The 24,856-nt window shown below is 35.9% G+C and carries 25 protein-coding genes and 1 tRNA gene; 2 read left to right on the forward strand and 24 right to left on the reverse strand.

What is annotated here, in order from left to right:
- Positions 1-40: 40 nt before the first annotated feature.
- The 7 genes from HMPREF0631_RS00625 to HMPREF0631_RS00650 form a co-directional block, all read right to left on the reverse strand.
- Positions 41-814: an acyl-CoA dehydratase activase gene (locus HMPREF0631_RS00625; RefSeq protein ID WP_002842695.1), complete on the reverse strand. Its 774-nt coding sequence runs from the start codon at positions 812-814 to the stop codon at positions 41-43.
- Positions 815-825: 11 nt separating this feature from the next.
- A complete protein-coding gene (locus HMPREF0631_RS00630) occupies positions 826-1,083 on the reverse strand; it encodes a DUF3343 domain-containing protein (protein ID WP_019595287.1) in 258 nt (85 codons plus the stop codon).
- 94 nt (positions 1,084-1,177) lie between these two features.
- Positions 1,178-2,449: a double-cubane-cluster-containing anaerobic reductase gene (locus tag HMPREF0631_RS00635; protein ID WP_002842679.1), complete on the reverse strand. Its 1,272-nt coding sequence runs from the start codon at positions 2,447-2,449 to the stop codon at positions 1,178-1,180.
- 260 nt (positions 2,450-2,709) lie between these two features.
- Positions 2,710-4,458, reverse strand: a complete 1,749-nt coding sequence (locus HMPREF0631_RS00640) for an aminotransferase class V-fold PLP-dependent enzyme (RefSeq protein WP_002842705.1) — start codon at positions 4,456-4,458, stop codon at positions 2,710-2,712.
- Positions 4,459-4,598: 140 nt separating this feature from the next.
- Positions 4,599-4,695, reverse strand: a tRNA-Sec gene (locus HMPREF0631_RS09895).
- Between the two features lie 93 nt (positions 4,696-4,788).
- Positions 4,789-5,463: a uracil-DNA glycosylase gene (locus tag HMPREF0631_RS00645; protein ID WP_002842718.1), complete on the reverse strand. Its 675-nt coding sequence runs from the start codon at positions 5,461-5,463 to the stop codon at positions 4,789-4,791.
- An 81-nt stretch (positions 5,464-5,544) separates the two neighbouring features.
- The gene (locus tag HMPREF0631_RS00650; protein WP_002842700.1) at positions 5,545-5,916 is read right to left on the reverse strand and encodes a NusG domain II-containing protein; all 372 of its coding nucleotides are present in this window, start codon (positions 5,914-5,916) and stop codon (positions 5,545-5,547) included.
- A gap of 112 nt (positions 5,917-6,028) precedes the next feature.
- Here HMPREF0631_RS00650 and HMPREF0631_RS00655 point away from each other — a divergent pair, with 112 nt between their 5' ends.
- Positions 6,029-7,078 (forward strand): FAD:protein FMN transferase, encoded by a 1,050-nt coding sequence (locus HMPREF0631_RS00655; RefSeq protein WP_002842681.1) that lies wholly within the window; start codon positions 6,029-6,031, stop codon positions 7,076-7,078.
- 84 nt (positions 7,079-7,162) lie between these two features.
- On the opposite strand, the gene nusB is transcribed toward HMPREF0631_RS00655, so the two are convergent.
- From nusB to HMPREF0631_RS00730, 15 genes are all read right to left on the reverse strand, one after another.
- The gene (gene nusB, locus HMPREF0631_RS00660; protein WP_002842685.1) at positions 7,163-7,657 is read right to left on the reverse strand and encodes a transcription antitermination factor NusB; all 495 of its coding nucleotides are present in this window, start codon (positions 7,655-7,657) and stop codon (positions 7,163-7,165) included.
- Positions 7,650-7,988: an Asp23/Gls24 family envelope stress response protein gene (locus tag HMPREF0631_RS00665; protein ID WP_002842666.1), complete on the reverse strand. Its 339-nt coding sequence runs from the start codon at positions 7,986-7,988 to the stop codon at positions 7,650-7,652. The genes nusB and HMPREF0631_RS00665 overlap by 8 nt, the downstream gene beginning before the upstream one ends.
- A gap of 60 nt (positions 7,989-8,048) precedes the next feature.
- The gene (locus HMPREF0631_RS00670) at positions 8,049-10,025 is read right to left on the reverse strand and encodes a fructose-bisphosphatase class III (RefSeq protein WP_002842713.1); all 1,977 of its coding nucleotides are present in this window, start codon (positions 10,023-10,025) and stop codon (positions 8,049-8,051) included.
- A 26-nt stretch (positions 10,026-10,051) separates the two neighbouring features.
- Entirely contained in the window at positions 10,052-11,062 is a 1,011-nt protein-coding gene (gene plsX, locus HMPREF0631_RS00675; RefSeq protein ID WP_002842721.1) for a phosphate acyltransferase PlsX, read from the reverse strand.
- 119 nt (positions 11,063-11,181) lie between these two features.
- Complete coding sequence (locus HMPREF0631_RS00680; protein ID WP_002842719.1) at positions 11,182-11,433, reverse strand: GNAT family N-acetyltransferase; 252 nt, start codon at positions 11,431-11,433, stop codon at positions 11,182-11,184.
- 276 nt (positions 11,434-11,709) lie between these two features.
- Positions 11,710-11,889 (reverse strand): 50S ribosomal protein L32, encoded by a 180-nt coding sequence (gene rpmF / locus HMPREF0631_RS00685; RefSeq protein WP_002842672.1) that lies wholly within the window; start codon positions 11,887-11,889, stop codon positions 11,710-11,712.
- Between the two features lie 17 nt (positions 11,890-11,906).
- On the reverse strand, positions 11,907-12,428 hold the full coding sequence (locus HMPREF0631_RS00690; RefSeq protein ID WP_002842670.1) for a YceD family protein: 522 nt from the start codon (positions 12,426-12,428) through the stop codon (positions 11,907-11,909).
- Between the two features lie 198 nt (positions 12,429-12,626).
- A complete protein-coding gene (locus tag HMPREF0631_RS00695) occupies positions 12,627-13,823 on the reverse strand; it encodes an acetate/propionate family kinase (RefSeq protein ID WP_002842704.1) in 1,197 nt (398 codons plus the stop codon).
- Between the two features lie 70 nt (positions 13,824-13,893).
- Positions 13,894-15,213, reverse strand: a complete 1,320-nt coding sequence (locus HMPREF0631_RS00700; RefSeq protein ID WP_002842683.1) for a nucleotidyltransferase — start codon at positions 15,211-15,213, stop codon at positions 13,894-13,896.
- A 46-nt stretch (positions 15,214-15,259) separates the two neighbouring features.
- Positions 15,260-15,805: a hypothetical protein gene (locus HMPREF0631_RS00705; protein WP_002842675.1), complete on the reverse strand. Its 546-nt coding sequence runs from the start codon at positions 15,803-15,805 to the stop codon at positions 15,260-15,262.
- A 93-nt stretch (positions 15,806-15,898) separates the two neighbouring features.
- The gene (coaD, locus tag HMPREF0631_RS00710) at positions 15,899-16,396 is read right to left on the reverse strand and encodes a pantetheine-phosphate adenylyltransferase (protein ID WP_002842722.1); all 498 of its coding nucleotides are present in this window, start codon (positions 16,394-16,396) and stop codon (positions 15,899-15,901) included.
- The gene (rsmD, locus tag HMPREF0631_RS00715; protein WP_002842687.1) at positions 16,389-16,949 is read right to left on the reverse strand and encodes a 16S rRNA (guanine(966)-N(2))-methyltransferase RsmD; all 561 of its coding nucleotides are present in this window, start codon (positions 16,947-16,949) and stop codon (positions 16,389-16,391) included. The genes coaD and rsmD overlap by 8 nt, the downstream gene beginning before the upstream one ends.
- A gap of 77 nt (positions 16,950-17,026) precedes the next feature.
- Positions 17,027-19,084, reverse strand: coding sequence for an ATP-dependent DNA helicase RecG (gene recG, locus HMPREF0631_RS00720; protein WP_002842671.1), 2,058 nt, complete (start codon positions 19,082-19,084; stop codon positions 17,027-17,029).
- 58 nt (positions 19,085-19,142) lie between these two features.
- Positions 19,143-20,825: a DAK2 domain-containing protein gene (locus HMPREF0631_RS00725; protein WP_002842699.1), complete on the reverse strand. Its 1,683-nt coding sequence runs from the start codon at positions 20,823-20,825 to the stop codon at positions 19,143-19,145.
- Positions 20,826-20,839: 14 nt separating this feature from the next.
- On the reverse strand, positions 20,840-21,190 hold the full coding sequence (locus HMPREF0631_RS00730) for an Asp23/Gls24 family envelope stress response protein (RefSeq protein WP_002842710.1): 351 nt from the start codon (positions 21,188-21,190) through the stop codon (positions 20,840-20,842).
- 217 nt (positions 21,191-21,407) lie between these two features.
- On the opposite strand from HMPREF0631_RS00730, the gene rpmB reads away from it, so the two are divergent.
- The gene (gene rpmB, locus HMPREF0631_RS00735) at positions 21,408-21,596 is read left to right on the forward strand and encodes a 50S ribosomal protein L28 (protein WP_002842707.1); all 189 of its coding nucleotides are present in this window, start codon (positions 21,408-21,410) and stop codon (positions 21,594-21,596) included.
- 189 nt (positions 21,597-21,785) lie between these two features.
- Here the strand turns inward: rpmB and HMPREF0631_RS00740 are convergent, their stop codons facing one another.
- Both HMPREF0631_RS00740 and HMPREF0631_RS00745 read right to left on the reverse strand, forming a co-directional pair.
- Positions 21,786-24,167 (reverse strand): sensor histidine kinase, encoded by a 2,382-nt coding sequence (locus tag HMPREF0631_RS00740; protein WP_002842725.1) that lies wholly within the window; start codon positions 24,165-24,167, stop codon positions 21,786-21,788.
- On the reverse strand, positions 24,142-24,855 hold the full coding sequence (locus tag HMPREF0631_RS00745) for a response regulator transcription factor (protein WP_002842684.1): 714 nt from the start codon (positions 24,853-24,855) through the stop codon (positions 24,142-24,144). Before HMPREF0631_RS00745 ends, HMPREF0631_RS00740 begins: the two co-directional genes overlap by 26 nt.
- Position 24,856 lies beyond the last annotated feature (1 nt).

Genomic DNA, 24,856 nt, shown 5'->3' on the forward strand with positions numbered 1-24,856 from the left:
ACATGAAGGGTCCTGTCTTTTTCATATATATTCTTAATGATTATTCATGTTCTTTTGCATATTTCTGCTCTGCTATCCTAAGAGCACCGAGAGCTCCTGCAAACCTACCATATTCGCAAGTCCCAACAGGCAGTCTCAACTTCTTAGATAATAAATCTGCAAAGTACTGGTTGTGACTTATTCCACCTGTTAGTATTACATAGTCCGTATTGGCAAATTTTGAAAACAACTGACCGACCTTGCCTGCTACTGAGTCTACAACCCCACAGGCTATGTCTTCTCTAGGCTTTCCTTCACCTATAAAATTGATTATTTCAGATTCTGCAAATACAGTACATAGTGATGAAATAGCAAGAGGCTGACCCAACTTAGCCATTTCAAATAGCTCATTGATGTCTACACCTAGCCTGTTTGCCATTATTTCTAGGAACTTGCCTGTTCCTGCTGAACACTTGTCATTCATCAAGAAATCACTCACCATACCATTTTCAATTTTAATGACCTTGGTATCCTGTCCACCGATGTCTATAATAGTACAATCTCTTCCAGCCAGCTCATAACCACCCTTACCATGGCAGGTAATCTCAGTTACAACATAGTCTGAAAAGTCTACAGCTACCCTTCCGTAGCCTGTAGCCCCAACTATTACACTGTCTGAATCAACATCTATACCCTTGTCCAACAACCTATCTCTTATTATCCTGGCAGTTTCCTTGCTAGACCATCCAGTAGGCATTACAAACTCACCTGATTTATCACCTCTAACTGCAACCTTTGATGCAGTAGATCCTATATCTATACCAACAAATATCACTTGATCACCCCTTAACAGTAAACATCCCTATTGTTATTTACATCCTTTTTGATATACTCAATATCAAGGATCTCAATATCATTTTCTCTAATAGCTTCCCTAACTTCTTCAAGCTCAGCCTCATCCACTATAAGTGAGACTCCACAACACTTAGATAGGGACCTAGGAGTTGGAGAGATTGTTGCTGTTAAACCCTTACTCCTTAGAACCTTATGTAGTTTTAGACCATTGGTATGGTTGTTAAACAGTACATAGTATACTTTTTCCATAATCATCAATCCTTTTTATATTTTTGACCTTGCCCAACTACTGCTATTGCAATAATCTACTTGGGCTGACTAGGTGTTAGGTATTTACTAATTCCTAGCCTAACATTTCTATGAAGGCACCTATTCTAGTTCTTAGCTGCTGTGCATCTGCATCTGTATAATCAGTTTCTATTCCAAGTACTGGTATACCTGCTTCTTTTAGGGCTCTTTCTACTAGGAAACCTTCTGTGTCGTATAGGTTACAGAACTTTAAGTTAACGTCTATAACACCATCTATATCATATTCTTTTACAAGTCTCTTTATATCATCTATTCTAGCTTCGTTTGGCGTAAAGCATGCACAGTTGATATTCATATATCTCTCTGCAAGTGCCTCTACCTGTCCTTCAAATGTATCTCTACCTTCTTCAACTAGGTTTTCAAAATACCTAGTACCTGTACACATTTCTTCACAGACTACCGCTCCACCAGTTGTCTCTACTATGTTATGAAGCTTCCAGTTTGGTATTGCAAGTGGAGTACCTGCAAGTAATATTCTCTTTGTTCCCTTAGGGAATACACTTATACCCTCTTCAACTCTCTTGTCTAGTTCGTCACATAGGGCATTTGTCATCTGTGTAAATCTTGTAGGATCATCATAGAAAGCTATCTGAGATATTAAAAGTACATCCTTACCAGAAATAGGTATATTCTTGTTCTTTCTAAAGTTACTTAGCCTTTGAAGTGCTCTTCTCTTATCATTTATAAGCTTGATTGAAGCTGCAAGTTTTTCAGCATCCACCTTATTACCTGTGAATTCTTCAACCTTATCCTTTAGAGCTGTTATCTCTTCAGCCCATGCCTTATAGTCTTTTCTTCTCTTCATCTGAGGTAGGTCCATTACATACATAGGAACGTCCTCTTTTAAGATTTCCCAAGCTTTTTTCTTACCATCACAAGTAGTTTCACCAATATACATATCGGCAATTCTAAAGAATGGACATGTTCTATCTAGTCTAGCACCTACTGAAGCCTTGATTAGTGGACAGGTATTAGTTGGTAAAACCTTTTCTCCACCTGGAACCCAGAACTGAGATCCTCCACATAGACCTGTTGCAATCGCATCTGCTGCAAATATAACTTCATCTGGTACAAATATACAGAAGCTACCGAAAACCTTCTTACCATTTTTCTGTGCCTCAATTAATTCTGCTGGTCTTACTCCATGTATTTCAGAAACAACAAAATCATAATATCCCATACCCTCTGGTCTATTCTTTTGAGATAGGTAAACATCTGTAAAAGCTACAGGCAATACCTCACATAAGAGGTCGTGAGTCTCTAAATCCATACCTAGGTCTTTCCACATTTCTCTGTAATCAGCCATTTTAATTTCCCCCCGTTAACATAATATTAGGATTTGTAATTTTTGTAATAATCTAGTATCTATAATACTAGACAATATAATCCTATCTACATACTATCATATATATTTGCAAATGAAAATCCAAATGATAATATATAGAAATATATAATATCTGAAATCTCAATTATATATTATATCTATATTAAATATTCTATATACACATACTATAATATATAGACTATATACACATACTATAATATATGGACTATATGTTTTCGGTTCTAACAGCTTTTGACAGCGCTTTTGATAGACTCTATTAGGTAGTCAACTTGTCTATCCGTATTGAAATATCCCATGCTAAACCTTATACCTCCAGGGTATGATTCATAATGGTCATTGGCCATCTTTGAACATTGAACACCTACCCTAGCCTTTATATTGTACTGGTAATCTAACATAAACATCAATACTGACATATCTATATTAGAGTCATTATCTGCAAGTACTAGGCAGAAAGATCCATCCCCTATAACCCTTACACCATCTATATTTTTTATGCCTTGTCTAAGATGTTCTGCAAGCCTGTGTTTCTTTTCTATAATACTAGCAACACCCCTAGACCTTATATATGATATAGACCTTATCGCTGAGAAAATGGCTGTTGTGTTTATACTGCCTACTTCAAACTTATCAGGTAGGGTTTCAGGCATCGTCTCTAAATTGGACTGGCTACCTGTGCCACCATAAACCAAGGGTTCTATAGACTCTAGGACCTCTTTTTTGCCTATCAAATATGAAAGACCCTCTGTAGCCATCATACCAATATGGCTAGTAGCTACAAATATATCTAAACCTAGTTCATCCACTGAAAATTCTCTTTCAATAGCTAGCTGTACCCCGTCTCCAGCGTATACAATATTGTTTTCCCTAACCAAGGACACAAAAGCTCCATAGTCATCTATATCATCTACAATATAGGCTCCTGCAATATTGTCGACCATGGTCAAAAACACCATTCTTGTATTTTCTCTAAGAAGAGTTCTAAAATCATCAATCCTGTATTTATTATCCTTCATTTTCCAGTAGCCAACTTCTACTCCATCAGCCCTTAATTTATTTACAACTCTCCAAGTTGAATTGTGGAGCTTGTCATCTAATATTATATGGTCACCCCTTTTAAGACTTCCAAAAAGGATGGTATTTATTGATATTGTAGCAGAATTAGTAAAAACACACTCATATGACTTCTTGTCTGCTCCAAACAAGTCTAAAACATCCTCCCTGTGGTCAATAATGTCTGAACTGAGATCATAGGCACCCCTAAAGGTTCCCCTATTGATTGAATAAGACCTATCTGATATAAATCTAGAACAGATACCAGCTACACCAGGAGCCTTTGGAAAGCAGGTAGACGCATTATCAAAATATAAGTCCCCCCCACAAGGTATTTTTGAGATTATATCCTCTAGGGAGTCAAGGTCTACTCTAGTATGGTACTCTCCTTTTTCACCACATATATCAAAATCGGGATACCTACTTGAAAATTCTCCTATAAAATCCTTGTCGACATTCGATCCAATATAGATTTTATCTATATCTTTTCTAACTTTGATGATGCTTGACTTGATTCCTAATTCAACAATTTCACTTACCACTGACCTACTAGTCCTATTCAATAGTGGATGGTAGGCTATTATTCCAGCCTTATTAGATACAGATTCATTCCATCTCACATGGTCTAAAATATTTATGTCTCCAAATATACATACGTCAGCCCCTATGGACTTAGCCTCTGTAAGTCCCCTTACAAACTCACTATCATAATCATCTTTTGAAGAGTCTATATATATAATCTGACACGCAAAAATATCGGCAAATCTATCAAAATAAGACTTGTCAATTTGGTGGACCCATGAAGACTTTCCTTGTATAGCAACAAGTATAGCCACCAACCTATGACCCTTTTTAACCATATCAATTATTGACAGTGTAGAATCCTTACCACCACTAAAAGATGCCACAAAATCCATAATACTACCTCCATAATAAATCATACACAAAAATAGATACGAGTCCTATAAAAACTAATGCTTATAAAAATCAATACCTATCAATAAGTTGCTTCCTAATAAAAAAAGCGACACCCTAAGGTATCGCTTAACTTTCAAATTGGCGGGAATGCGTGAGAATCGAACTCACCCAAGAGGCTACTAACCCCTCATACTAGTTTTGAAGACTAGAGGGCACACCAGCACCCATTCACCCCCAGATAATACCTTATTATATTAACATATGTATATAATAAAATCAATATCATTATAGTTATTATCTATAGATATATAGTATCTATGGTATAGATACTATATATCTCTTATCTGCCAGTCAATCTTATCCTTACCCAAATTTTCAAGTATTTCATTTATCTTTAAAAAATGTCCACATCCAAAAAATCCCCTATGAGCAGATAGTGGACTTGGATGAGGTGCCTCCAAGACATAGTGTCTAGTCTGGTCTATAAAGTCTTTTTTCCTCCTTGCATTTGCTCCCCACAAGACGAATATAATAGGATCTTGCCTATCATTTAAGTATTTTATAACATTATCTGTGAATATCTCCCAACCCATATTCCTGTGAGAATTGGCCTGGTGAGCCCTTACAGTAAGTGCAGTATTAAGGAGCATTATACCCTGGTCTGCCCAAGACTTTAGGTATCCGTTGTTAGGTATATACAAGCCCATCTCCTCTTTTAGTTCCTTATACATATTTAGCAGGGATGGAGGTGTCTTTATACCCGGTTGAACAGAAAATGCTAGACCATGGGCCTGTCCGTCATCATGATATGGATCTTGCCCCAGAATAAGGACCTTGACATCCTTATAATCAGTATACTTAAAGGCGTTAAATATATCGTACATATCTGGAAAAATAGTCTGGGTATAGTATTCTTTTTTTAGAAACTCCCTGAGCTTTAAATAGTAGTCTTTTTTAAATTCATCCTCCAGAATCCTGTCCCATTCATTATTAAAAGTTATCATATCTTCCTCCTAAAGAACCCTAAAACATTCATCATATCAAAATCATCCTAATTAGACTAAAGAAGATTTATAATTTCAAACCTATTTAGCAAGTATCTCTTCATCATTTTTACTTGAATCCTGAGAAACTATCTTTATATTTATCTTATGCGGTATACACACTATACTCTGACCTGGCTTGTTTATAAATCCAGTCTTTACGCATACCTTGTCTGGACAATTGGCATGGGTCATCTCTACCCCCTTGTCATGTATGGATATAATGTTATAAACATCGCCAGACTTAATATTTATCCTTTTTGTATCATTTATAGAGCATTCCTGATACAGCTTGTTATCATAATAAATCTCTACCTTATCAGGCTTTTCAGAGTTTATAAATTTATTCATAATTATTAATTGTCCTATTACAATAGCTATGATAGCTATCAATATCAAATCTCTTTTTTTCATAAAATCCTCTTAATCATTAACATATTTTACTATTTTTTTACTATTTATGGTATAATACATTGTAGTTCAATTATTATACAACTTATACAATTATATCATAAAAGGGGGTAAAATGAAAAAAATTAGTTTATTAAAAATAATAGCCACTATTGTTATAGTAGGCCTTATAGGTATGGTATCCTATAATATGTTCGACAAAAAAGATACATATTCCACTACCAACTACTACCTAGATACAGTAAATAACATAAGTGTCCTAAATACAAGAAAATCCAAAGCAGATAAATTACTACCTAAAGTAGATAAACTCATATTAGATATACACAACAAGATGAGCTCACAAATGAATTCAAGTGAAATATCAGCTATAAATATGGCAGCAGGTATAAGGCCTGTCAAAGTGTCAAGCGATACTTTCAACGTTATAAAAATTGCAGAGGGATACTCAAAAATTACGGACCACAAGTTTGATGTCAGTATCGGTCCACTGACTTCCCTTTGGAATATAGGTAACGACAAGGCAAGGGTTCCAAGTGAAGATGAAATAAAGCCTCTGCTTGGTCTTGTCAACTACAAGGATATTGTCCTAAACGAAAAAGAATCAACTGTATTTCTAAAAAAGTCTGGCATGAAACTTGATGTAGGTGGAATCGCCAAGGGATACTGTGCTGATAAGGTTGCAGACCTCCTTAAATCCAATGGTATAAAGGACGCCATAATAAATCTTGGAGGCAATGTTTATGTTTTTGGACATAATAGTCTGGGAAAAAATTTCTCAGTCGGTATTCAAAATCCTACAACTCCAGAACAAAAGTCTATGGGTATAGTGGTTCTTACAGACAAGTCAGTTGTTACATCAGGTGTATATGAAAGATATATAGAAAAAGACGGCAAGATATACCACCATATGCTAGATCCTGAGACTGGATATCCATTTGACAACAATCTTCAGGCAGTCACAATTATTTCAGAAAAATCAATAGATGCAGATGCCCTATCTACTTCTACCTTTGGCCTAGGAATTGAAAAGGGTAGAAAATTTATAGATTCAATTGATGGTGTAGATGCAATATTCATCACAAAAGACAGGAAGGTCTACACTACTAAGAATATAAAAAACAAGCTTGAGATAACTGATGATTCTTTTAAGCTTGCAGACTGATGGTAAAAATTAATATATCAAAAAGACCCCCAGAAAATCTGAGGGTCTTTTTGATACTACACGATGTTATTATATTATATAATATTATTTGTCGTTTACTACACTGCCAAGTATACCATTTATATACTTGTAGGCTCCGTCATCACAGTACTTCTTAGCTAAATTTACGGCTTCGTCACAAGTGATGCCGTCTGGTATATCTATCATGTACAGAATTTCCGTAATAGCCATCCTAAGTATTGCAACATCAACTATTGGTAGGGTGTCAATAGTCCATTTTCTTGCAAACTTATTAATATTTGAATCTATCTCTTCTCTATTGGCATCAAAAGCAGCTACCATATCCATCAAGTAAGATGCATCCAATAAAAGATCTCCTGGCATTTCTAGTAGGTCAAGTTCCCTACCGCCATGTGAATTATGTATTTCCATTGCATCGTCCTGAACTGAAGGTATAAATTCTTCAAATTTTGCTTTTAAATCAGACCAGTCAGACTTTAGTACAGCTTCCTGGTACAAGAACTTCATAAATAGTTCTCTTGATACTTTTCTCTGTATTATTATATCCCTATTACTCATTATCTTTCTTTTCTCTTTCCTTTTTTACGTCAACACTTTCAACCCTAATGTTAACCTGTGATACCCTTAGACCTGCCATTGTTTCTACTGCGTTTATGATATTTTCCTGAACCTTCTGGCATACTTCTGGTATTATTTCTCCGTACTTTACAGAAAGAACCATCGATATCTCAGCCTGGTCTTCCTGGATTTCTACCTTTATTCCGTTATTTCTGAATAATTTATCTGTAAATGATGTTGATGTGTCAATTCCTTCTATTTCTAATGCTGCAAAACCAGCTATAGTCTGGATAACATCATTAGATATTTTTACTTGTCCTAAATTTTCCATGTTACACCTCCGTTAATAACTTCTCCCTACATAATACCAAATCACAGGGATTTTTGCAAACTATTTTTCCTTTATCAAACCACTCCTATAGGCTACAAGTAGCTTCTTTAAGTCCTCTACAGTCTCCTGTAATTGCTTACCGTCATTTGTATCTTTGATCTTCTTTCTACTGGACTTGTGCTCTACTAGGACTGTAGAAGATATAATATCCCTTCCATTTGCTACTGCATCTTCCTTGGATGTAAATGGCTCATGGGCTATTAGCTTTAGGTGCCTTGAGTTGTATATCAATGTATAGCCAGCCATACCCGTCTTGGACTGGTAGGCCTTTGAGAATCCACCATCTATTACAAATACCTTGCCCTGGGCTTTGACTGGGCTCTCACCCTTCTTAAACTTTACAGGAACGTGTCCATTTATGATATGGTCTTCTTCAAAATCCATATCAAACTCATCAAATATATGCTTCAATATATCCATATCTTCCCTAAGTGTGAAATAAGGGTTCTTGTTCTCCTTGTGGGTCTCCTTGTCCTCTATAAAATACCTTTCATAGGTAGTCATATCATCTTTACCAAACAGGGATGAACACTTGCCTGTCCACAAGTACCAAAATAGGTCTCTTCCGTAGTCTTTTTTGCTACCGTCAGAACCATAATAACCCTCTCTAACAAGGGCTTCCATCTTGTCCAGCAAAGCCTTGCCAGAATATCTCTGCCCCTCTAGTTCCATGGACATAAAACTGCCATCATCATTTAGGGGAACACCACCATGTATTAATAGGTTTCCATTGTACTTAAGATATATTGATCCCTTTGAGAACAAAAAATTAATATGCTTTTGTAATTTATCACTCATTGAGAATGATCTGACTAGCTTGTCTACAACATCATGCTCCTCACCAGTAAGCCTAAAAGGACTAGCTGGATCAATCGTAGGGAAATTTCTATCGACTAGGTCATACTCTTTACCCTTAATAGTTATGATACCTGACTCATAGTCAACCTTGTCAAGGAGCAACCTGTGGTCCATCTCATACTCAGGATGTCTAGATATAATCTCACCCTCAAGTTTGAACTGGATTATTGATATGGCCTTGTGCATCTTGGCTATCAAGGATATTTCCCTGGTATTGAACTCATCCTTGTCAACCTTTGGTATAAACTCCTTACAAGGGTCGTCCTTGTAAACGGCAGATGCAAATGTTGCAAGAGGCAAAAGGTTGATACCGTAGACATCCTCAAGTACATCCAAATTAGCGTACCTAGAAGATATTCTAACAGCGTTGGCTATACAAGTCTTCTCACCTGCAGCTGCCCCCATCCACAGAATATCGTGGTTGCCCCACTGGATATCAACACAGTGGTGTTTGATCAACCTATCAATGATAAGGTCAGGCCTAGGCCCCCTATCATATATGTCTCCTACTATGTGCAACCTATCAACTACCAACCTCTGTATAGACTTGGATATGGCAACTATAAAGTCCTGTGCCTGACCCAAATCTATAATAGTATCTATTAAAGACTCGTAGTATTCTTCCTTGTGCTCACTCTTCCTATGCTCGTGTAATAGTTCCTCTATAATGTAGGAATATTCTTCAGGTAGCAACTTTCTAACCTTGGACCTTGTATATTTACTAGAACAATACTTGCAAAGCTCAACTAGCCTGTAGATATATATCCTATAAAACTCGTCCATATTTTGTTCAGTCTTTCTAATAAGCTCTAGCTTGCTATTTGGATAATATACCAAGGTTGCAAGCGTACTCTTTTCAGACTCCATCATAGTGTCGGAGAACAGCTCGTCAATCTTTCTTCTAACAACACCTGAACCGTTCTTTAATACATGGATAAAAGGCTCATGCTCACCATGTATATCAGATAGAAAATGCTCAGTCCCCTTAGGAAGATTTAGTATTGCCTCCAAATTTATTATCTCTGTGCTGGCCTTTGAAATAGTAGGATAGCGACTAGACAACAACCTAAGGTATTTCATATCCAACTCTGTATCTACTTGTGTATACTTGTTTTCCATATCAACGCTCCTTATATAAGATCAGTCTATGCTTCTTTATCACCCATATTTTCAATATATGTTTTTATTTCATTGACAACATTACCCTCATGTAGGGCTATACCCTGTCTGATAGCATTCTTTATTGCCCTTGCATTTGAAGAACCATGTGCCTTTATGACCCCACCTTCAACTCCCAAAAACGGTGCTCCACCAACTGCAGTATAGTCAAGTAGGTCCTTGACCTTTACTAGTTCAGACTTCATCAGTAGGGCTCCTATCTTAGACTTTGTTGTAGACATCATAGCCTGCTTTAGGGTCTTTAATAATGATATAACAGTTCCCTCTAGGGTCTTTAGGATGATATTGCCTATAAATCCATCGCAAACAACTACATCACATACACCATTTAGGATTTCCCTAGTTTCCATATTGCCTATAAAATTGATAGATTTTTCTTCAGACAAGTCTTCAAAAGACTTCTTGACAAGGTCATTACCCTTGGCCTCTTCAGTACCTATATTGGCTAGGGCTATCCTAGGATTTTCAATCCCCATGACCCTCTTGGCATAAATATCTGTCATTATAGCAAAATCATGTAGGTTCTCAACATTACAATCTACATTTGCCCCTGTATCCGATAGCATGACATATCCACCATCTATAGTAGGTATGCTAGAGCATATACAAGGTCTAGAAATACCCTTAATCCTCTTTACAACGAATACACCGCCACTTAAAAGGGCCCCAGTAGAACCAGCTGAGATTACTACATCAGCCTTCTTGTCCTTGACCATCTTTAGGGCAACCACCATAGAAGAGTCAGTCTTCCTCCTGATTGCTGAGACAGGCTTTTCTTCATTTGTAATTACCTGAGTTGTATGTACAAGCTCTATCTTTGACTTGTCGCAGTTATGCTTTTTTAATTCATTTTCAATCTGGTCCTTGTCACCAGTTATGATGATATCTACACCATATTCATTAACAGCCATACAAGCCCCTTCTACAACTGCCTGTGGTGCATTATCTCCACCCATTCCATCTATAACTATTTTCATGATTACCTCCATTAACTTTCATACTATAATTATACCATATTTAGGGGTATTGTAGGGGACTAGAGGTGTTAATTGGAAAAAGATGTAATAGTATCACACTAGCATTTATTAAAATTATCCTATTTACCTTCCTTATCAAGCCATTTAATTGCATATGTGCATGATGCCTCAATCTCGTTACCATTAGCCCTAATTGTATCAACTGCCTCTTTCATTAGCTTGCCTGCTATTCCCTGACCTCTTAAAGATCCGTCAACAAAAGTATGGTTAATATTATTGACTCCTTCTCTTACTTCAGGAAAGGTTACCTCAGCAACCATCTGACCTTCTTCATTATTCATATAGATTCTTTCTTTTTCTTTGATAAACATAGCATTACCTCCTTAATAATATATTAATAAAACACATCCACCTAGCATGATAGTAGCAATCGTACAAGTATCTCTTCCTAATCTTCTTTATATTCTTTGCAAACAACTAACTATGTATCATCCATACTTTGCCTTTATTACATATATAATACCATATTAAAGTTCCTATACACATTAAAATATATAATTTTTAGACTTTTTATCTTTTATAAGTACGCAAAAATAGCGTAGATAAAAATCTACGCTACCTAACATTCTCTTTTTTACTAAATCTAATTAGTCAACTGATACTACTTCCTTACCATCGTATGATCCACAAGTTGGACACACTCTGTGTGGAAGCTTTGGTTCGTGACACTGTGGACACTCTACAAAACCAGCTGGAACCATCTTTGAATTAGACGCTCTTCTCATATTCTTTTTAGATTTAGATGTTCTACGCTTTGGTACTGCCATGAAGACACCTCCTTACTCTATTTTAACAATTCTTTTAACTTAGCAAATCTAGGGTCAATGTCATCATCTTCTGTATCATCTACCGGACACTCACATTCATGCAAGTTTAGGTTGACTCCACAGCCTGAACATATACCTTTGCAGTCTTCGCTACATATTACTTTTGGTGGTAAATTACTCGTCAATGTCGCATTTACAATATCCAAGAGGTCAACCTCGCTGGAATCAATTGAAAATACATCCACATCCTCATATTCACCTTCGTCATATTCATCTCTCATCAAGTAGGCAACTACATCATAATCAAGTGCACTTTCAACCTCAACTAGGCATCTAGCACAATTATCAATATAGTCAAAAGAGACCTTCATCTTCAATAAGAAGTTTCTACCAGTCCTCTCAACCCTACCCTCTAGACGAATAGGTGACGTCAATCTCAACTCTCCTTGACCAAAATCCAATTCAGAATTTTCATCAACAATAGAAAAATCAATATGATCTCTACTTTTATTACTAAGAGAATCAATATTTAACATCATAACTATCACCTCTAAAAACATTACCTATCCATTATACATTCCAAGTTTTTTTTTGTCAATAGTTTTAATCTACAATTCTAGCTAATAGCTGATTTTTTAAAGATAGAAGCTACAATTGTAAATTCTCATAAGACAAGAGGAGGAATCTGGATAATTTATATATCAGGACCCGTTAGTACGGGTCCTAAATATACTCTACTACTTAGACAATCTTAGTGTATCTCTAGCTATCATTAATTCTTCGTTTGTTGGTATTAATAATACCTTAACCTTAGAATCATCAGCTGAGATTACTCTGTCCTTACCTCTTACATTGTTCTTTTCTGCATCTAGCTTGATACCCATGAAGTCCATGTCAGCACAGATCTTCTCTCTCATGCTTATACCATTTTCTCCAAGACCTGCTGTAAATACTATAGCATCTACACCATTCATTTCAGCAGCGTAAGCACCTATGTACTTCTTTACTCTCTGAGCATAAGCATCTAGGGCATTGATAGCAAGTTCGTTACCTTCAGCTGCAGCATCTTCTATATCTCTAAAGTCTGAAGATATACCAGTCATACCGTATACTCCTGACTCCTTGTTCATTAGCTTGTCGACACCATCAGCATCTAAACCTTCCTTCTTCATTACAAAAGGTATTATAGCTGGATCTATGTCACCACATCTAGTTCCCATGATTAGACCTTCAAGTGGAGTAAGACCCATTGATGTATCAACTGACTTTCCACCATCTACTGCAGTTATAGATGCACCGTTACCTAGGTGGCAAGTTATTATCTTAACTTCTTCTGGCTTCTTGCCTAACATTTCAGCAGCCTTCTGTGAAACGTATAGGTGAGATGTACCGTGGAATCCATATCTTCTTACACCATGCTTAGTGTATAATTCATGTGGTAGACCATACATAAATGACTTCTTAGGCATAGTCTGGTGGAAGGCTGTATCAAATACAGCTACCATTGGTACATCTGGAAGTATAGCCTTACAAGCTTCTACACCCATTAGGTTAGCTGGGTTGTGTAGAGGAGCAAGATCGCTACAATCCTTTATAGCTGCTACTACTTCATCAGTTAGTACTGCAGATGAAGCAAACTTTTCTCCACCGTGTACTATTCTATGACCTACAGCATCTATTTCTGACATTTCCTTTACAGCACCAACTTTTGAGTCAGCTACTGCACTTAGTACATGTCCTATCGCATCCTTGTGGTCCTTCATTGGTTCTTCAACGATATGCTTACCTTCCATACCGTCCTTTTCATGCTTAAGGATAGATCCTTCAATTCCTATTCTCTCAACTAACCCCTTGCAAAGTACAGCCTCATTGTCCATATCAACTAACTGATACTTCAATGATGAACTACCACAATTTAATACCAAAACTTTCATTAATAATTACCTCCATGTATAATTCATTGTATATATATTACTAGGACTATTTCAAATTAGATTGCCATACCTAGTCAATATCATTTTTTTGTTCCAACCTGGTTATAAGGTTGAAATAATCTACCTCACCATTCTCCAACTGTTCTCTGTGGTTACTGTAGTATTTTTGGTAGTAGATACTAGAAGACCTAAGATCAAAATCAAACAACATCTTGTAGACTGGATTTTCAATATAAGAATCCGTAAGCTTTGCCTTAGCTGGACTAGACACTACGTCTACGTCAGATACTTCTTTAATCTTTTTCAGTATTTCTCTACCCTTATCATTAAGAGCCAACACCCTAACATATGGCAATTGCTTTAAATTCTTGGCAATGTCCATATCTCTATCTTTTACACCTAGTAGGATATTGAACAAACATCTTCTGATCTTTGATGAAGTATATCTTTTAGACCTCAATTCTGCAACTACATCGTCAAATCTAGGTGCCCTGACAACAGTCTTTCTTATAGAATTTTCAAGCCCTTCTTTTACCTCAAAATAATTGTGAAGTGTGCCTTCATTTCTTATTACACAAGTTCTTATTTCACTGAAAAAGTCCTCATTGTCAAGCGGATACATTTCCTTAGATATCATGTCTATCAACTCAAAATATATGGTCTTTGGAACACTATTTTCAATAATTGAAATCTTCCTTAAGAAGTCACGCTTGTCCTTTGTATTCATTACATTCTCACGCAACTCAAGTCCATTCAAGACCTTTCTAATAGCAGTAGCAGATGATATATCACCACTTACTTCCCTAGAATTGTGACCAGCACTCATCCTTCTAATTGTAATTGGCTCCATCTTTGAATCAAGTCTTATAAGTTCCCTTAGATACTCTATTGCCAAGATATTGTTTGACCCCTTGAAAAAGTCACTTGGTACCTCATCCATATATTCTCTTACTGCCATCTCCCTAGCTACAGCAAATGGCATACCTTCTTCTATGTTTTTTCTAAGGCTAACTTCGTAGTCACCACTGATACCCATTGAAATGGCAGCTGCCTCTTTTAACTTGTCAATCTCTCCATGTTCTGACCCAAAGCAAAAACTATCTACACAGTTTAGGGCTTCTAAAGTCATAACAGCCCCTCTAGAAAATATTTCCGCTGTCTGAGTTGCATAATAGGCAGGCATTTCTAATACTAGGTCAACACCGTTATCCAAGGCCATCTTAGCCCTAGTGTACTTGTCAACTATGGCTGGACCACCTCTTTGAACAAAGTTACCGCTAGTAACTGCAACCAAGTGACTACAAGATGATTTTTCCTTAAATTCTTCAATATGGTACTTGTGTCCATTGTGAAACGGATTGTATTCCGCAATTATTCCCCCAATTTTCATCAGTATTCCCCTTTAACTATATAAAATATTCTATAATTTATATTTATTACAGCTGTGACTTGTTGTTTCTCACTTCTGCAAGAAGCTCTGCCAAAGTAGATTCAGCAGTGTCTAGGAGTTCTATTGAGTAACTTCTAGCACCATCTCTTAGGTTTCTAGTATACTCAGTAGCTTCCTTTATCATCCTTTCAGACCTAGCCTTAGCATCCTTAGTTATCCTATTTTCTGATACCAATTCTTCAGCCCTAATAGTAGCTTCCTTCATCATATTTTCTATTTCAGAGTCTACTTGCTTATTTTTTATTATTATTTCTTCATTACATTCCTTGTATTTTTGATCTCTTTCACGCTTAGCATCATCAAGCAAGAACTTGGCGTCATTTCTGGCAGCTTCAAGTATTGCATCCTGTTCCTTGATAATATTTATGGCAGTTTCAAGTTCAAAAGGTAGGGCATCTTTTAGTTCTGATAGTAGGTCCAAAAATTCTTCCTTATCTATACCTACTTTTTTTGAAAGTGGAAAACCACTTGCTTCATCGAGTATAATCTCCATATCATGAATTATGTCCATTATTTTTATATTTTCGCTCATACTGACCTCCAGTTAATCCATTTCTTACTAGCCATATCATCAATATGGCTTATTTGTTTGACTTATATAATTAACACGTCCTGCCTGTTTTTCTTACTTGTCTTTTTTGTTATTTTTCTTTGACAACTCTCTTAAAACACAAGCCGGAACTAAATTTTTTATTTCTGCATTAAAGTGTAGTACTTCTTTTATCAATGATGAACTAACAAAAGAATATTTGGTATTAGTAGGCAATATGACTGTTTCAATATCTGTACATAATTCCTTATTCATATGGGCCATCTGTAGCTCATAGTCTACATCAGCTGCAGACCTTACACCCCTAACCAATACACTTATATCATTTTGCTTACAATAATCTATTAAAAGACCTTCGAAAAATATTATTTCAACATTGTCAATATGACAAGTGGCCTCTTTTATTAAATTCATTCTTTCCTCTATTGTAAAAAGACTATTTTTATTTGGGTTAATTAAAACTCCAATTTTCAATTCGTCAAATAGCTTGGAAGCTCTTTCTATAATATCTACATGCCCATTTGTGACAGGATCAAAACTCCCTGCAAAAATTGCCTTTATGGATTTACTCATCTTCGTCCTCCAAACCATAAATTGTTACCGCTGTTTTTCCGTATTTCTTATTTTTTATGATATTAAGACCATCTACTTCTTCGATAGCCACTTGATAGTCATGCTCCACTACCAATATCCCATCTTCTTCTAGTATGCCTTGGTCTACAATCTCTTTTAGTACCTCGCCAAACAAACCCTTATAGTATGGCGGATCTATAAATATTATATCCATCTTCTCTTTTTTGGAAGAAATATTGCTAATGGCCTTTAAGTAGTCACCAAGTATCACTGTAGACCTAGCTTCAAACTTGGTCTTGGATATATTTGATTTTGTAACACCAATACTTTTCGGATCCTTGTCACAAAAATAAACGTGGCTTGCTCCCCTTGATAAGGCCTCTATACCAAGAGCTCCACTTCCAGAAAAAAGATCTAGAACCTCTGCATCATAGACATACGGAGATATAACGTTAAACATCGACTCCTTAACCCTATCAGTAGTAGGTCTTATGTCATAATCTTCTGGAGTATTTAACTTAAGTCCTCTGGCACTCCCTGAAATAACTCTCATTAAAATACCTCCTATTAATAATTAAACTGTACTCCTATATTTTATCACAATAAGACCCTTTTAACTAGGTAATATACTTATAAAGATATATTTTCACCAATATTTTTAAACATTTTTTCTATATTTTGCCTCAATCCTTTGTTTTCTACAAAATCTAATCCTGGATCCTTACTGTATATCTCCCTGGCTTCTAGCTGAACCATCCTAAGTATCTTGATATGTTTAAATAGGTTTGCAACCTTAAGTTCAGGAAGACCATGCTGCCTAGTCCCAAAGAAGTCTCCAGGTCCCCTTATTTCAAGGTCTTTTTCAGATATTACAAAACCGTCATTGGTCTCTTCCATTATATCCATCCTTTTCTTGCAGACATCTGATCTTGACTTGTATATCAAGCAACAATACGACTTGGATTTGCCCCTTCCTACTCGTCCTCTTAACTGGTGGAGCTGAGCAAGTCCAAACCTCTCTGCATTTTCTACAACCATAATAGTGGCATTAGGCACATTGACCCCAACCTCTATAACAGTAGTTGAAACCAGAATATCTAATTCATGGTTTTTAAACGCCTCCATGACTTCATCTTTTTCTGATGGCTTCATCTTACCGTGCAATAGACCTATTCTAAGGTCTGTAAAAAACCTATACTGGAGTTCATCATATACCTCTGTGACAGACTTGACATCCAATACTTCACTCTCTTCAACCAAGGGACATACAACATATACCTGGTGGCCCATCTCTACTTCTTTTCTTATATTTCTCTCATAGTATATATCCCTCTTGTCCTCGTAAACAGCTATTGTATCTATCTTTTGTCTCCCTGGAGGCAACTCGTCTATAATAGATATATCCATGTCTCCATACAGAATAAGAGCAAGGGTCCTAGGTATAGGTGTAGCCGTCATAACTAAGACATCTGGACTAAGGGCCTTGGCAGTCAGCCTACCCCTTTGCCTAACACCAAACCTATGCTGTTCATCCGTAATTACAAGTCCTAGCTTATTAAACTCTACCTTGTCCTCTATAAGGGCATGGGTACCTATTAAAATGTCTATCTCTCCATTTTTTAGTCTTTCTCTTATATCCTCAGATCTTTTCTTGGATACGCTCCCAGTAAGTAGTTCTACCCTTATTGGTGTATTTTTAAAAAAGTCAAGAAATGACTCAAAATGCTGGTTGGCCAATATCTCGGTAGGTGCCATATAGGCTCCTTGATATCCATTTAGTACTGTATTCGCTAAGGCAAGTTGGGCAACAGCAGTCTTGCCAGATCCCACATCACCCTGGACTAGCCTATTCATGACCTTGCCTGACTCCATATCCCTTAGGATATCATCATAGGCTCTTTGTTGGGCACGTGTCAACTTGAATCCTAGACCATTTTCAATAGCCTTTAGGTCCTTGTGAACAGGCTGACTGATGCCACTAGCAATCCTATTGTCACCCTTTATAGTGAACAAGCCCAACTGTAAAAATAAGAGCTCTTCAAATATAAGCCTGAACATTGCTATCTTGACATTTTCTTTTTTCTCAGGGAAATGCATACTCTTAATAGCAAAGTTGATATCGCATAGGTTGTACTTGTCTATGATCCATTGTGGCAGGTATTCCTTGATCTTGATATCCGGCATCTCAAAAATATTCCTGATCATGCCCATGACATCCTTGTTTGTAACACCATTAGATAGCTTGTATACCGGTATTATTATTCCTGTATTCTTGTCTAGCTTGTCGTATTCTATCTCACAATTGTGCATCTCTACAATACCTGTAGGCCTTATCTTAACAGTACCAAAGACCTTGACCTCATCCCCCACCCTAAAGGTATTTCTAAGATAGCCCTTGTTAAAGAAAACAAGCTTACAGGCCTTGGTATCATCCTTTACAAATAATTCAGTTATACTGAGCTTTCTTACCCTTCTAGAGCTGATCCTCTCTATCTTTACTTCTATGGCTACTTTTTCACCATCCTCTAGTTGAAAAACTTTCTTTACCCTAGAACGGTCCTCAAACTGTCTTGGAAAGTAGAAAAGGGCATCTTCTATGGTGAATATACCTAGCTTTGACATCTTGTCAGCTTTTTTGGGGCCAATACCCTTGATATATTGTATTTTTTCATTTAGTACACTGTACATATACCTTCCTCCCTATAAAAAAGGAGCCACCTTAAAGCAGCTCCATCCTAAGTATCATCTATTCAACTGAAATTAGATAGTAATATAATGGCTGACCACCATAATATAGTTCTACATCTAAATCATCAAACTCATCCTGAATAATTTCAGCAAACAATCTAGCACTATCTTCTTCTACGTCTTCTCCATAGTAAATAGTAACTATAGCTGAATCTTCGTCCACCATAGACTTGATAAGTTTCTTAGTAACTTCGTTTACATCCTTGCCAGAATCTACAAGCTTCTTAGCAGTTATACCTATGATGTCACCTTCTGAAACTTCTATTCCGTCCATTATAGTGTCTCTTACAGCAAATGTTACTTCGCCTGACTTGACCATACTAATTGACTCCATAAATCTAGCCATATTATCTTCTGGATTTGCATCCGGCTCAAAGTTTATAAGACTTGATATACCCTGAGGTATATTTTTTGTAGGAACTACATATACATCCTTGTCTGAAAGCTCCTTAGCCTGGTTGGCAGCCATTATAACATTTGAGTTGTTTGGTAGGATAAATATATGCTCAGCATTTACAGCCCCAACTGCATTCATAAAGTCTTCTGTAGATGGGTTCATCGTCTGTCCACCCTCTATTACTATATCTACTCCAAACTCTTCAAATATTTCAGCTAGACCCCTACCCATTGTCGTAGTTATAAATCCATACTTTTTCTTTTCCTGCTGACCGGCAGCTTCCTTAACGCTAGATGCTTGTTCAATCCTTACACCCTCTATAGCCTGCTCTTGTTCTTCATCAGGTATAATTGTGTTGTTGTGCTGAAGTCTCATATTTTCTATTTTGATAGTCACCAACTGACCAAACTTTAGAGCCTCCTGTAGGGCATTTCCTGGATTGTTGGTATGAACGTGAACCTTAATCATTCCGTCATAGCCTACAACAACCAAACTATCCCCATATCCTAGCATAATGTCTCTTATAGTATCTTCTTCAACCTTGTCTGATTCAAGTATGAACTCAGTACAGTATCCAAATTTTATATCGGCATTCTGAGCTGAATCACTCATAAGACCAACCTGTGCTGGCTTAGAGGACTCATCTTGAGCATCCAATAGCTCTACTGGCTGTCCCTTAATAGCAAATAGCATACCTTCATAAAGGCATACTAGACCCTTACCACCTGAATCAACAACCCCAGCATCCTTCAAGTTTTTCAGAAGATTAGGAGTCCTCTCTAGTGATGCCTCAGCTTCCATTACAACTGCTTCCATAAGTTCAGATACAGTCTTGAACTTATGTGCATTTAATATAGCAAATTCTCCTGACTCTCTAACAACTGTCAGAATTGTACCCTCTATAGGCTTTATAACAGCCTTATAGGCAGTATCTGCACCTGACTTTAAAGCCTTAGCTAGGTCTTCAACTCCTAATTCTTTCTTGCCTTCCATTGAAGAAGCCATACCCCTGATAATCTGAGAAAGGATAACTCCTGAATTACCCCTGGCTCCCATCAAAGATCCCTTTGACAGGGTCTTTCCTACTTCTGTCAGATTATCATTTTTTAAATTATTTAGTTCTCTAATAGCAGATGATATCGTCATCGACATATTAGTACCAGTATCCCCATCTGGTACAGGGAATACATTTAGTTTGTCTATCAAGTCCTTGTTATTTTTAAGGTTATTAGCTCCCGACACAAACATCTCCCTAAATAATTTACCATTTATACTTTGATTCATTTCTCTCCTCCTGTTTACTTAACTCTTATTCCCTGAACGCTTACAGTAACCTGGTTAATCTTTACGCCCGAATAAGTCTCAACAGTATACTTTATTCTCTCTATTATATTATTTGCAACTGTAGTTATATTAGTTCCATACTGTAATATTACAAATATTTCAATATCAACTTCTGTTTCGTTTAATTCTACTATGTTTACACCCTTAGTAGCATTTTCTCCCTTTAATAACTCAACTATTCCCTTTGACTTTGAAGAAAATCCGACCAAACCGTAACTTTCTGTAGCAGCCTTATAAGTAAGCTGGGCTAATACATGCTTGTCTATTTCTATTTTTCCTAATTTATTACTTACTAGTGAACTCATGCCTTACCTCCTAATAGTGTACATATATCTTATATTAATATATAAAAGCTTTTAATTCAATATTTTGATCGAACTTTTTCTCATATACTTGTTACCTATCTCCTATTATACAGAAAAATTCATATTAATGCAATTTATACTTGATTTTTTCAACCTGTTATGATATTATTAATTATGTTTTTAGGCTTAATATTATAGTATTAAGGAGGTGTGCTCAATGTCAAAGGTATGTAGCGTGTGCGGTAAGGGTAAAGTATCTGGTAACCAGGTATCTCACTCAAACAAGCATAACAAGAGAAGTTGGTCAGCAAACTTAAGAAATGTTAAGATCGTAGAGGATGGTACTCCAAAGAGAGTTTCTGTTTGTACAAGATGTTTACGTTCAGGAAAAGTTGAAAGAGCATAGTAAATTAAAATGGTGTCCACAGGACACCTTTTTTTACATTCTAGACAAAATCAAGCATATGGTAATTGATTAAATACCTTATGGCTTTAAATATTAAAATTAATCAAATCTATTCTTTATCAATATAAATAATATATCACTTATAAAAGAGGTGCTAGTCCATTTTTTGAACTAGCACCTCTTTTATAATTATTTTTTATTATTTAAATCATCGATTGTTTTTTTAAACCTGATATTTACTTTAAATAGGTCTGCATCCAATACAATCTCTATAGCACCCTTTTGAAGCTCAACGTAAGATTTAGTAATAGATAGTCCTAGACCAGAACCCTCTGTATTTCTAGACCTATCACCTCTTATAAATCTTTCAATTATTTCGTCTTCCCTAAAATCTATAAAGTTCTCAGATATATTTTTGAATGATATAAGTACCTCGTCACCCTCATCTCGTATTTCGACATAGGCTCTGGTATTCGGCATAGCATACTTAGACATATTAACCAATAGATTTTCAAACACCCTATAGGTTTTTTCCCCATCTAATTCTAGTATGACCTTATATTTCGGATACTTGGTCATCAGCATTATATTCCTATTTGCAAGTATGTCTTCTAGTTCTCCCACTGTCTGCTTCATCAACTCTACAACATTTATGTAGTTTAAATTTAGCTTTATATTTCCTGTTTGAGCCTTAGATATTTCAAACATATCATCTATAAGAATTTTGAGTCTTTCAGATTTCCTATTTATAGTCTCTATATATTTTCTAGCATCTCCTGATGTATCCATATTCATCAATAGGTCTGAATAGGTTATAATGGATGTCAAAGGTGTCTTTAAGTCATGTGATACATTGGATATCAACTCACTTTTCATCTGCTGACTCCTTATTTCCTCTTGAACAGATTTCTTGTATGCCTCTTTTATAGATACCAGTTGAAGCTTAATCTCGTTATATACACCTATATTCTCGCTTTCTATATCCTTATCTAGGTCACCCTTGGCAATCGACTCTGTAAGCTCAAGTAGTTTTGAATAATCCTCTACTACATCTTTAATCTGCCTTGAAACAACCTTTATATAGCTAAGCATAAGTATCAAAAATATAAGAATAGACATAACCCAAGGAAGAGGTTCTGTATACTTGGTTACTGATAAGACAGTAGCCCCTGCAAATACTATAACAATACCTATAATCCATAACCTATTATATTTCTTGCTCATATCAAATAATACAACACTATTTATAAATGCCTTAACCCTTGCGAAGTATCTAGATAAAATATAGTAGATTACACTATTATTTTCGATATATTTCTTAGGACCATATTCAACAAATCGCTTGAATATTACAACATAACAGAATACAAATGTATATGAACAGAACCAAAATACTATATTTATAAAATTTACTATATTCCTATACCAGGTCGGGTCAATCCGACTTTGCATTATGCCCCTGAGTATGCTGCCATTTATAGTTTCTCTTAACATATATACTTTGGGCACACTGTCAATAAATGTAAAGTATATTATAGTAGCAACAGACAGTATAACAAATAGTGGCAATTTAAGGCCTGTAGATATCCCCCAATACTTTTTCAATTGGCTTGTAGGTATTAATAGAGTTATTATAATTATAGCTAGACATATCTTTTCCTGAAAGCTCACAAAGTCATCATAGACACCTCTCTCCGTGTCATACATAATATAGGAAATAGAGTTTTCAGGTTCATAAAAAGATATATCAAGATTATTAGGTAAAGCGTAGACAAATATCCTGTTTTTAATTGGATCTATCCTGTAGTCACCAAACCCTTCATAGTGGTCTGGATCAACAATATATACTTCATCTAATTTTTTTCTAGATTCAAGCTGTAAAAAATAGTTATTAAAACTCGCTTCATTTATACCATATGTGTATAGAGTCTTATAGTTGCCCTTATCATCATACTCCAAGACCACATAGTTTCTATACTTTTCAGACAAGTGGTCGCTGATACTCTTACTGACCTCTCTCCTTTGGTGGGTATTCATATTGCTACGCTTGTCCTTGTACTCTAGTATTTTATCTATGATATTATTATCAAAATTATAATTTGATATTCTGTGACCTGTCTTTGTATTTATTGTGAGATATTTTTGTTGCCCTTCTGAGCCAAGTATGTAGTCACTTACACTCTTAAAGCTTTCGTCAAATGAATTTTTTATATCTTCCTCTTCTAACTTTGCAGAATAGTAATCAACATCTACATTTTCAACTAGCTTATCAATAGTTGATTTAGATAAATAAAAGTCCGCTGGTCTTTGTATTCTATCATTTTCATTTTGGCTAGCCTTGTAATTAAGATAATAATTTGAGTCGAACAAACTATTTGCATACATAAGCGAGTCAAACGGGTTTGAATGTTTTGTCTTTGCAAGTTGTAGCTCAACTCCGTAATATGAATACATGGTAAAGGCTGTCAAGCAAACCATTATTAAATTCACCAACACTGTAAAGTAGGTCTTACTTATTTTAACATCAATTCTATTAAATATTTTCTTATATTTTGTCGATTTTATATCCAACTCCCCACACCACCTTTAGGTATTTAGGATTTTTAGAGTCAAGTTCTATTTTTTCTCTAATGTTCCTTATATGTACCATAACTGTATCAGTGCTTATCGCTGTTTCGTTCCAAACTTTTTCATATATTTCTTCAGACGAATATACCCTACCTGGATTCTTAATCAAAAGATTTATAATTTTAAATTCTATAGGAGTTATCTTTACTGGCAATCCATCAACTGTTACAACTCTTGTGTGCTCATTTAATTCTAGACCACCTATTGTATAGATACCATCATTTTTATTTTCTTCTCCGCCCTCTTTTACAAGGTTTAAATACTTAGTGTATCTTCTTAGCTGTGAGTTGACTCTTGCTAGAAGCTCTAAAGGTTTAAATGGCTTGTTCACATAGTCATCAGCACCTATATTAAGTCCCATTATCTTGTCTACTTCTTCTGACTTTGCAGAAAGTATTATTACAGGGAAGTCGTACTTTTCCCTCAACTTCATAATCATTGTTGTACCATCCATTACAGGCATCATAAGATCAACTATGGCAAGGTGGACTTCATTTTTTTCAATCATTTCTAGACCTTCTTGCCCGTTACTTGCCTTTATTACTTCATATCCTTGGTTACGTAAGTATACTTCAACTGCGTCGGCTATATCTTTTTCATCTTCTACCAGAAGTACCGTATATACTTTCATT

Origin of the sequence: Peptostreptococcus anaerobius 653-L, assembly GCF_000178095.1 — a bacterium.
In the GTDB taxonomy this organism is placed as follows: Bacteria; Bacillota; Clostridia; order Peptostreptococcales; family Peptostreptococcaceae; genus Peptostreptococcus; species Peptostreptococcus anaerobius.

Excerpts from the sequence above, each read along its gene's own strand:
- rsmD (WP_002842687.1), bottom strand. The coding sequence starts at position 16,949 with ATGAGAGTTATTTCAGGGAGTGCCAGAGGACTTAAGTTAAATACTCCA.
- HMPREF0631_RS00695 (WP_002842704.1), bottom strand. The coding sequence starts at position 13,823 with ATGAAAGTTTTGGTATTAAATTGTGGTAGTTCATCATTGAAGTATCAG.
- HMPREF0631_RS00670 (WP_002842713.1), bottom strand. The coding sequence starts at position 10,025 with ATGGAAAACAAGTATACACAAGTAGATACAGAGTTGGATATGAAATAC.
- rpmB (WP_002842707.1), top strand. The coding sequence starts at position 21,408 with ATGTCAAAGGTATGTAGCGTGTGCGGTAAGGGTAAAGTATCTGGTAAC.
- HMPREF0631_RS00635 (WP_002842679.1), bottom strand. The coding sequence starts at position 2,449 with ATGGCTGATTACAGAGAAATGTGGAAAGACCTAGGTATGGATTTAGAG.
- HMPREF0631_RS00645 (WP_002842718.1), bottom strand. The coding sequence starts at position 5,463 with ATGATAACTTTTAATAATGAATGGGACAGGATTCTGGAGGATGAATTT.
- HMPREF0631_RS00650 (WP_002842700.1), bottom strand. The coding sequence starts at position 5,916 with ATGAAAAAAAGAGATTTGATATTGATAGCTATCATAGCTATTGTAATA.
- rpmF (WP_002842672.1), bottom strand. The coding sequence starts at position 11,889 with ATGGCAGTACCAAAGCGTAGAACATCTAAATCTAAAAAGAATATGAGA.
- HMPREF0631_RS00745 (WP_002842684.1), bottom strand. The coding sequence starts at position 24,855 with ATGAAAGTATATACGGTACTTCTGGTAGAAGATGAAAAAGATATAGCC.
- HMPREF0631_RS00640 (WP_002842705.1), bottom strand. The coding sequence starts at position 4,458 with ATGGATTTTGTGGCATCTTTTAGTGGTGGTAAGGATTCTACACTGTCA.
- HMPREF0631_RS00655 (WP_002842681.1), top strand. The coding sequence starts at position 6,029 with ATGAAAAAAATTAGTTTATTAAAAATAATAGCCACTATTGTTATAGTA.
- HMPREF0631_RS00705 (WP_002842675.1), bottom strand. The coding sequence starts at position 15,805 with ATGAGCGAAAATATAAAAATAATGGACATAATTCATGATATGGAGATT.
- coaD (WP_002842722.1), bottom strand. The coding sequence starts at position 16,396 with ATGAGTAAATCCATAAAGGCAATTTTTGCAGGGAGTTTTGATCCTGTC.
- nusB (WP_002842685.1), bottom strand. The coding sequence starts at position 7,657 with ATGAGTAATAGGGATATAATAATACAGAGAAAAGTATCAAGAGAACTA.
- recG (WP_002842671.1), bottom strand. The coding sequence starts at position 19,084 with ATGTACAGTGTACTAAATGAAAAAATACAATATATCAAGGGTATTGGC.
- HMPREF0631_RS00630 (WP_019595287.1), bottom strand. The coding sequence starts at position 1,083 with ATGGAAAAAGTATACTATGTACTGTTTAACAACCATACCAATGGTCTA.
- HMPREF0631_RS00690 (WP_002842670.1), bottom strand. The coding sequence starts at position 12,428 with ATGATGTTAAATATTGATTCTCTTAGTAATAAAAGTAGAGATCATATT.
- HMPREF0631_RS00730 (WP_002842710.1), bottom strand. The coding sequence starts at position 21,190 with ATGAGTTCACTAGTAAGTAATAAATTAGGAAAAATAGAAATAGACAAG.
- HMPREF0631_RS00680 (WP_002842719.1), bottom strand. The coding sequence starts at position 11,433 with ATGTTTATCAAAGAAAAAGAAAGAATCTATATGAATAATGAAGAAGGT.
- HMPREF0631_RS00725 (WP_002842699.1), bottom strand. The coding sequence starts at position 20,825 with ATGAATCAAAGTATAAATGGTAAATTATTTAGGGAGATGTTTGTGTCG.
- HMPREF0631_RS00665 (WP_002842666.1), bottom strand. The coding sequence starts at position 7,988 with ATGGAAAATTTAGGACAAGTAAAAATATCTAATGATGTTATCCAGACT.
- HMPREF0631_RS00700 (WP_002842683.1), bottom strand. The coding sequence starts at position 15,213 with ATGAAAATTGGGGGAATAATTGCGGAATACAATCCGTTTCACAATGGA.
- plsX (WP_002842721.1), bottom strand. The coding sequence starts at position 11,062 with ATGAAAATAGTTATAGATGGAATGGGTGGAGATAATGCACCACAGGCA.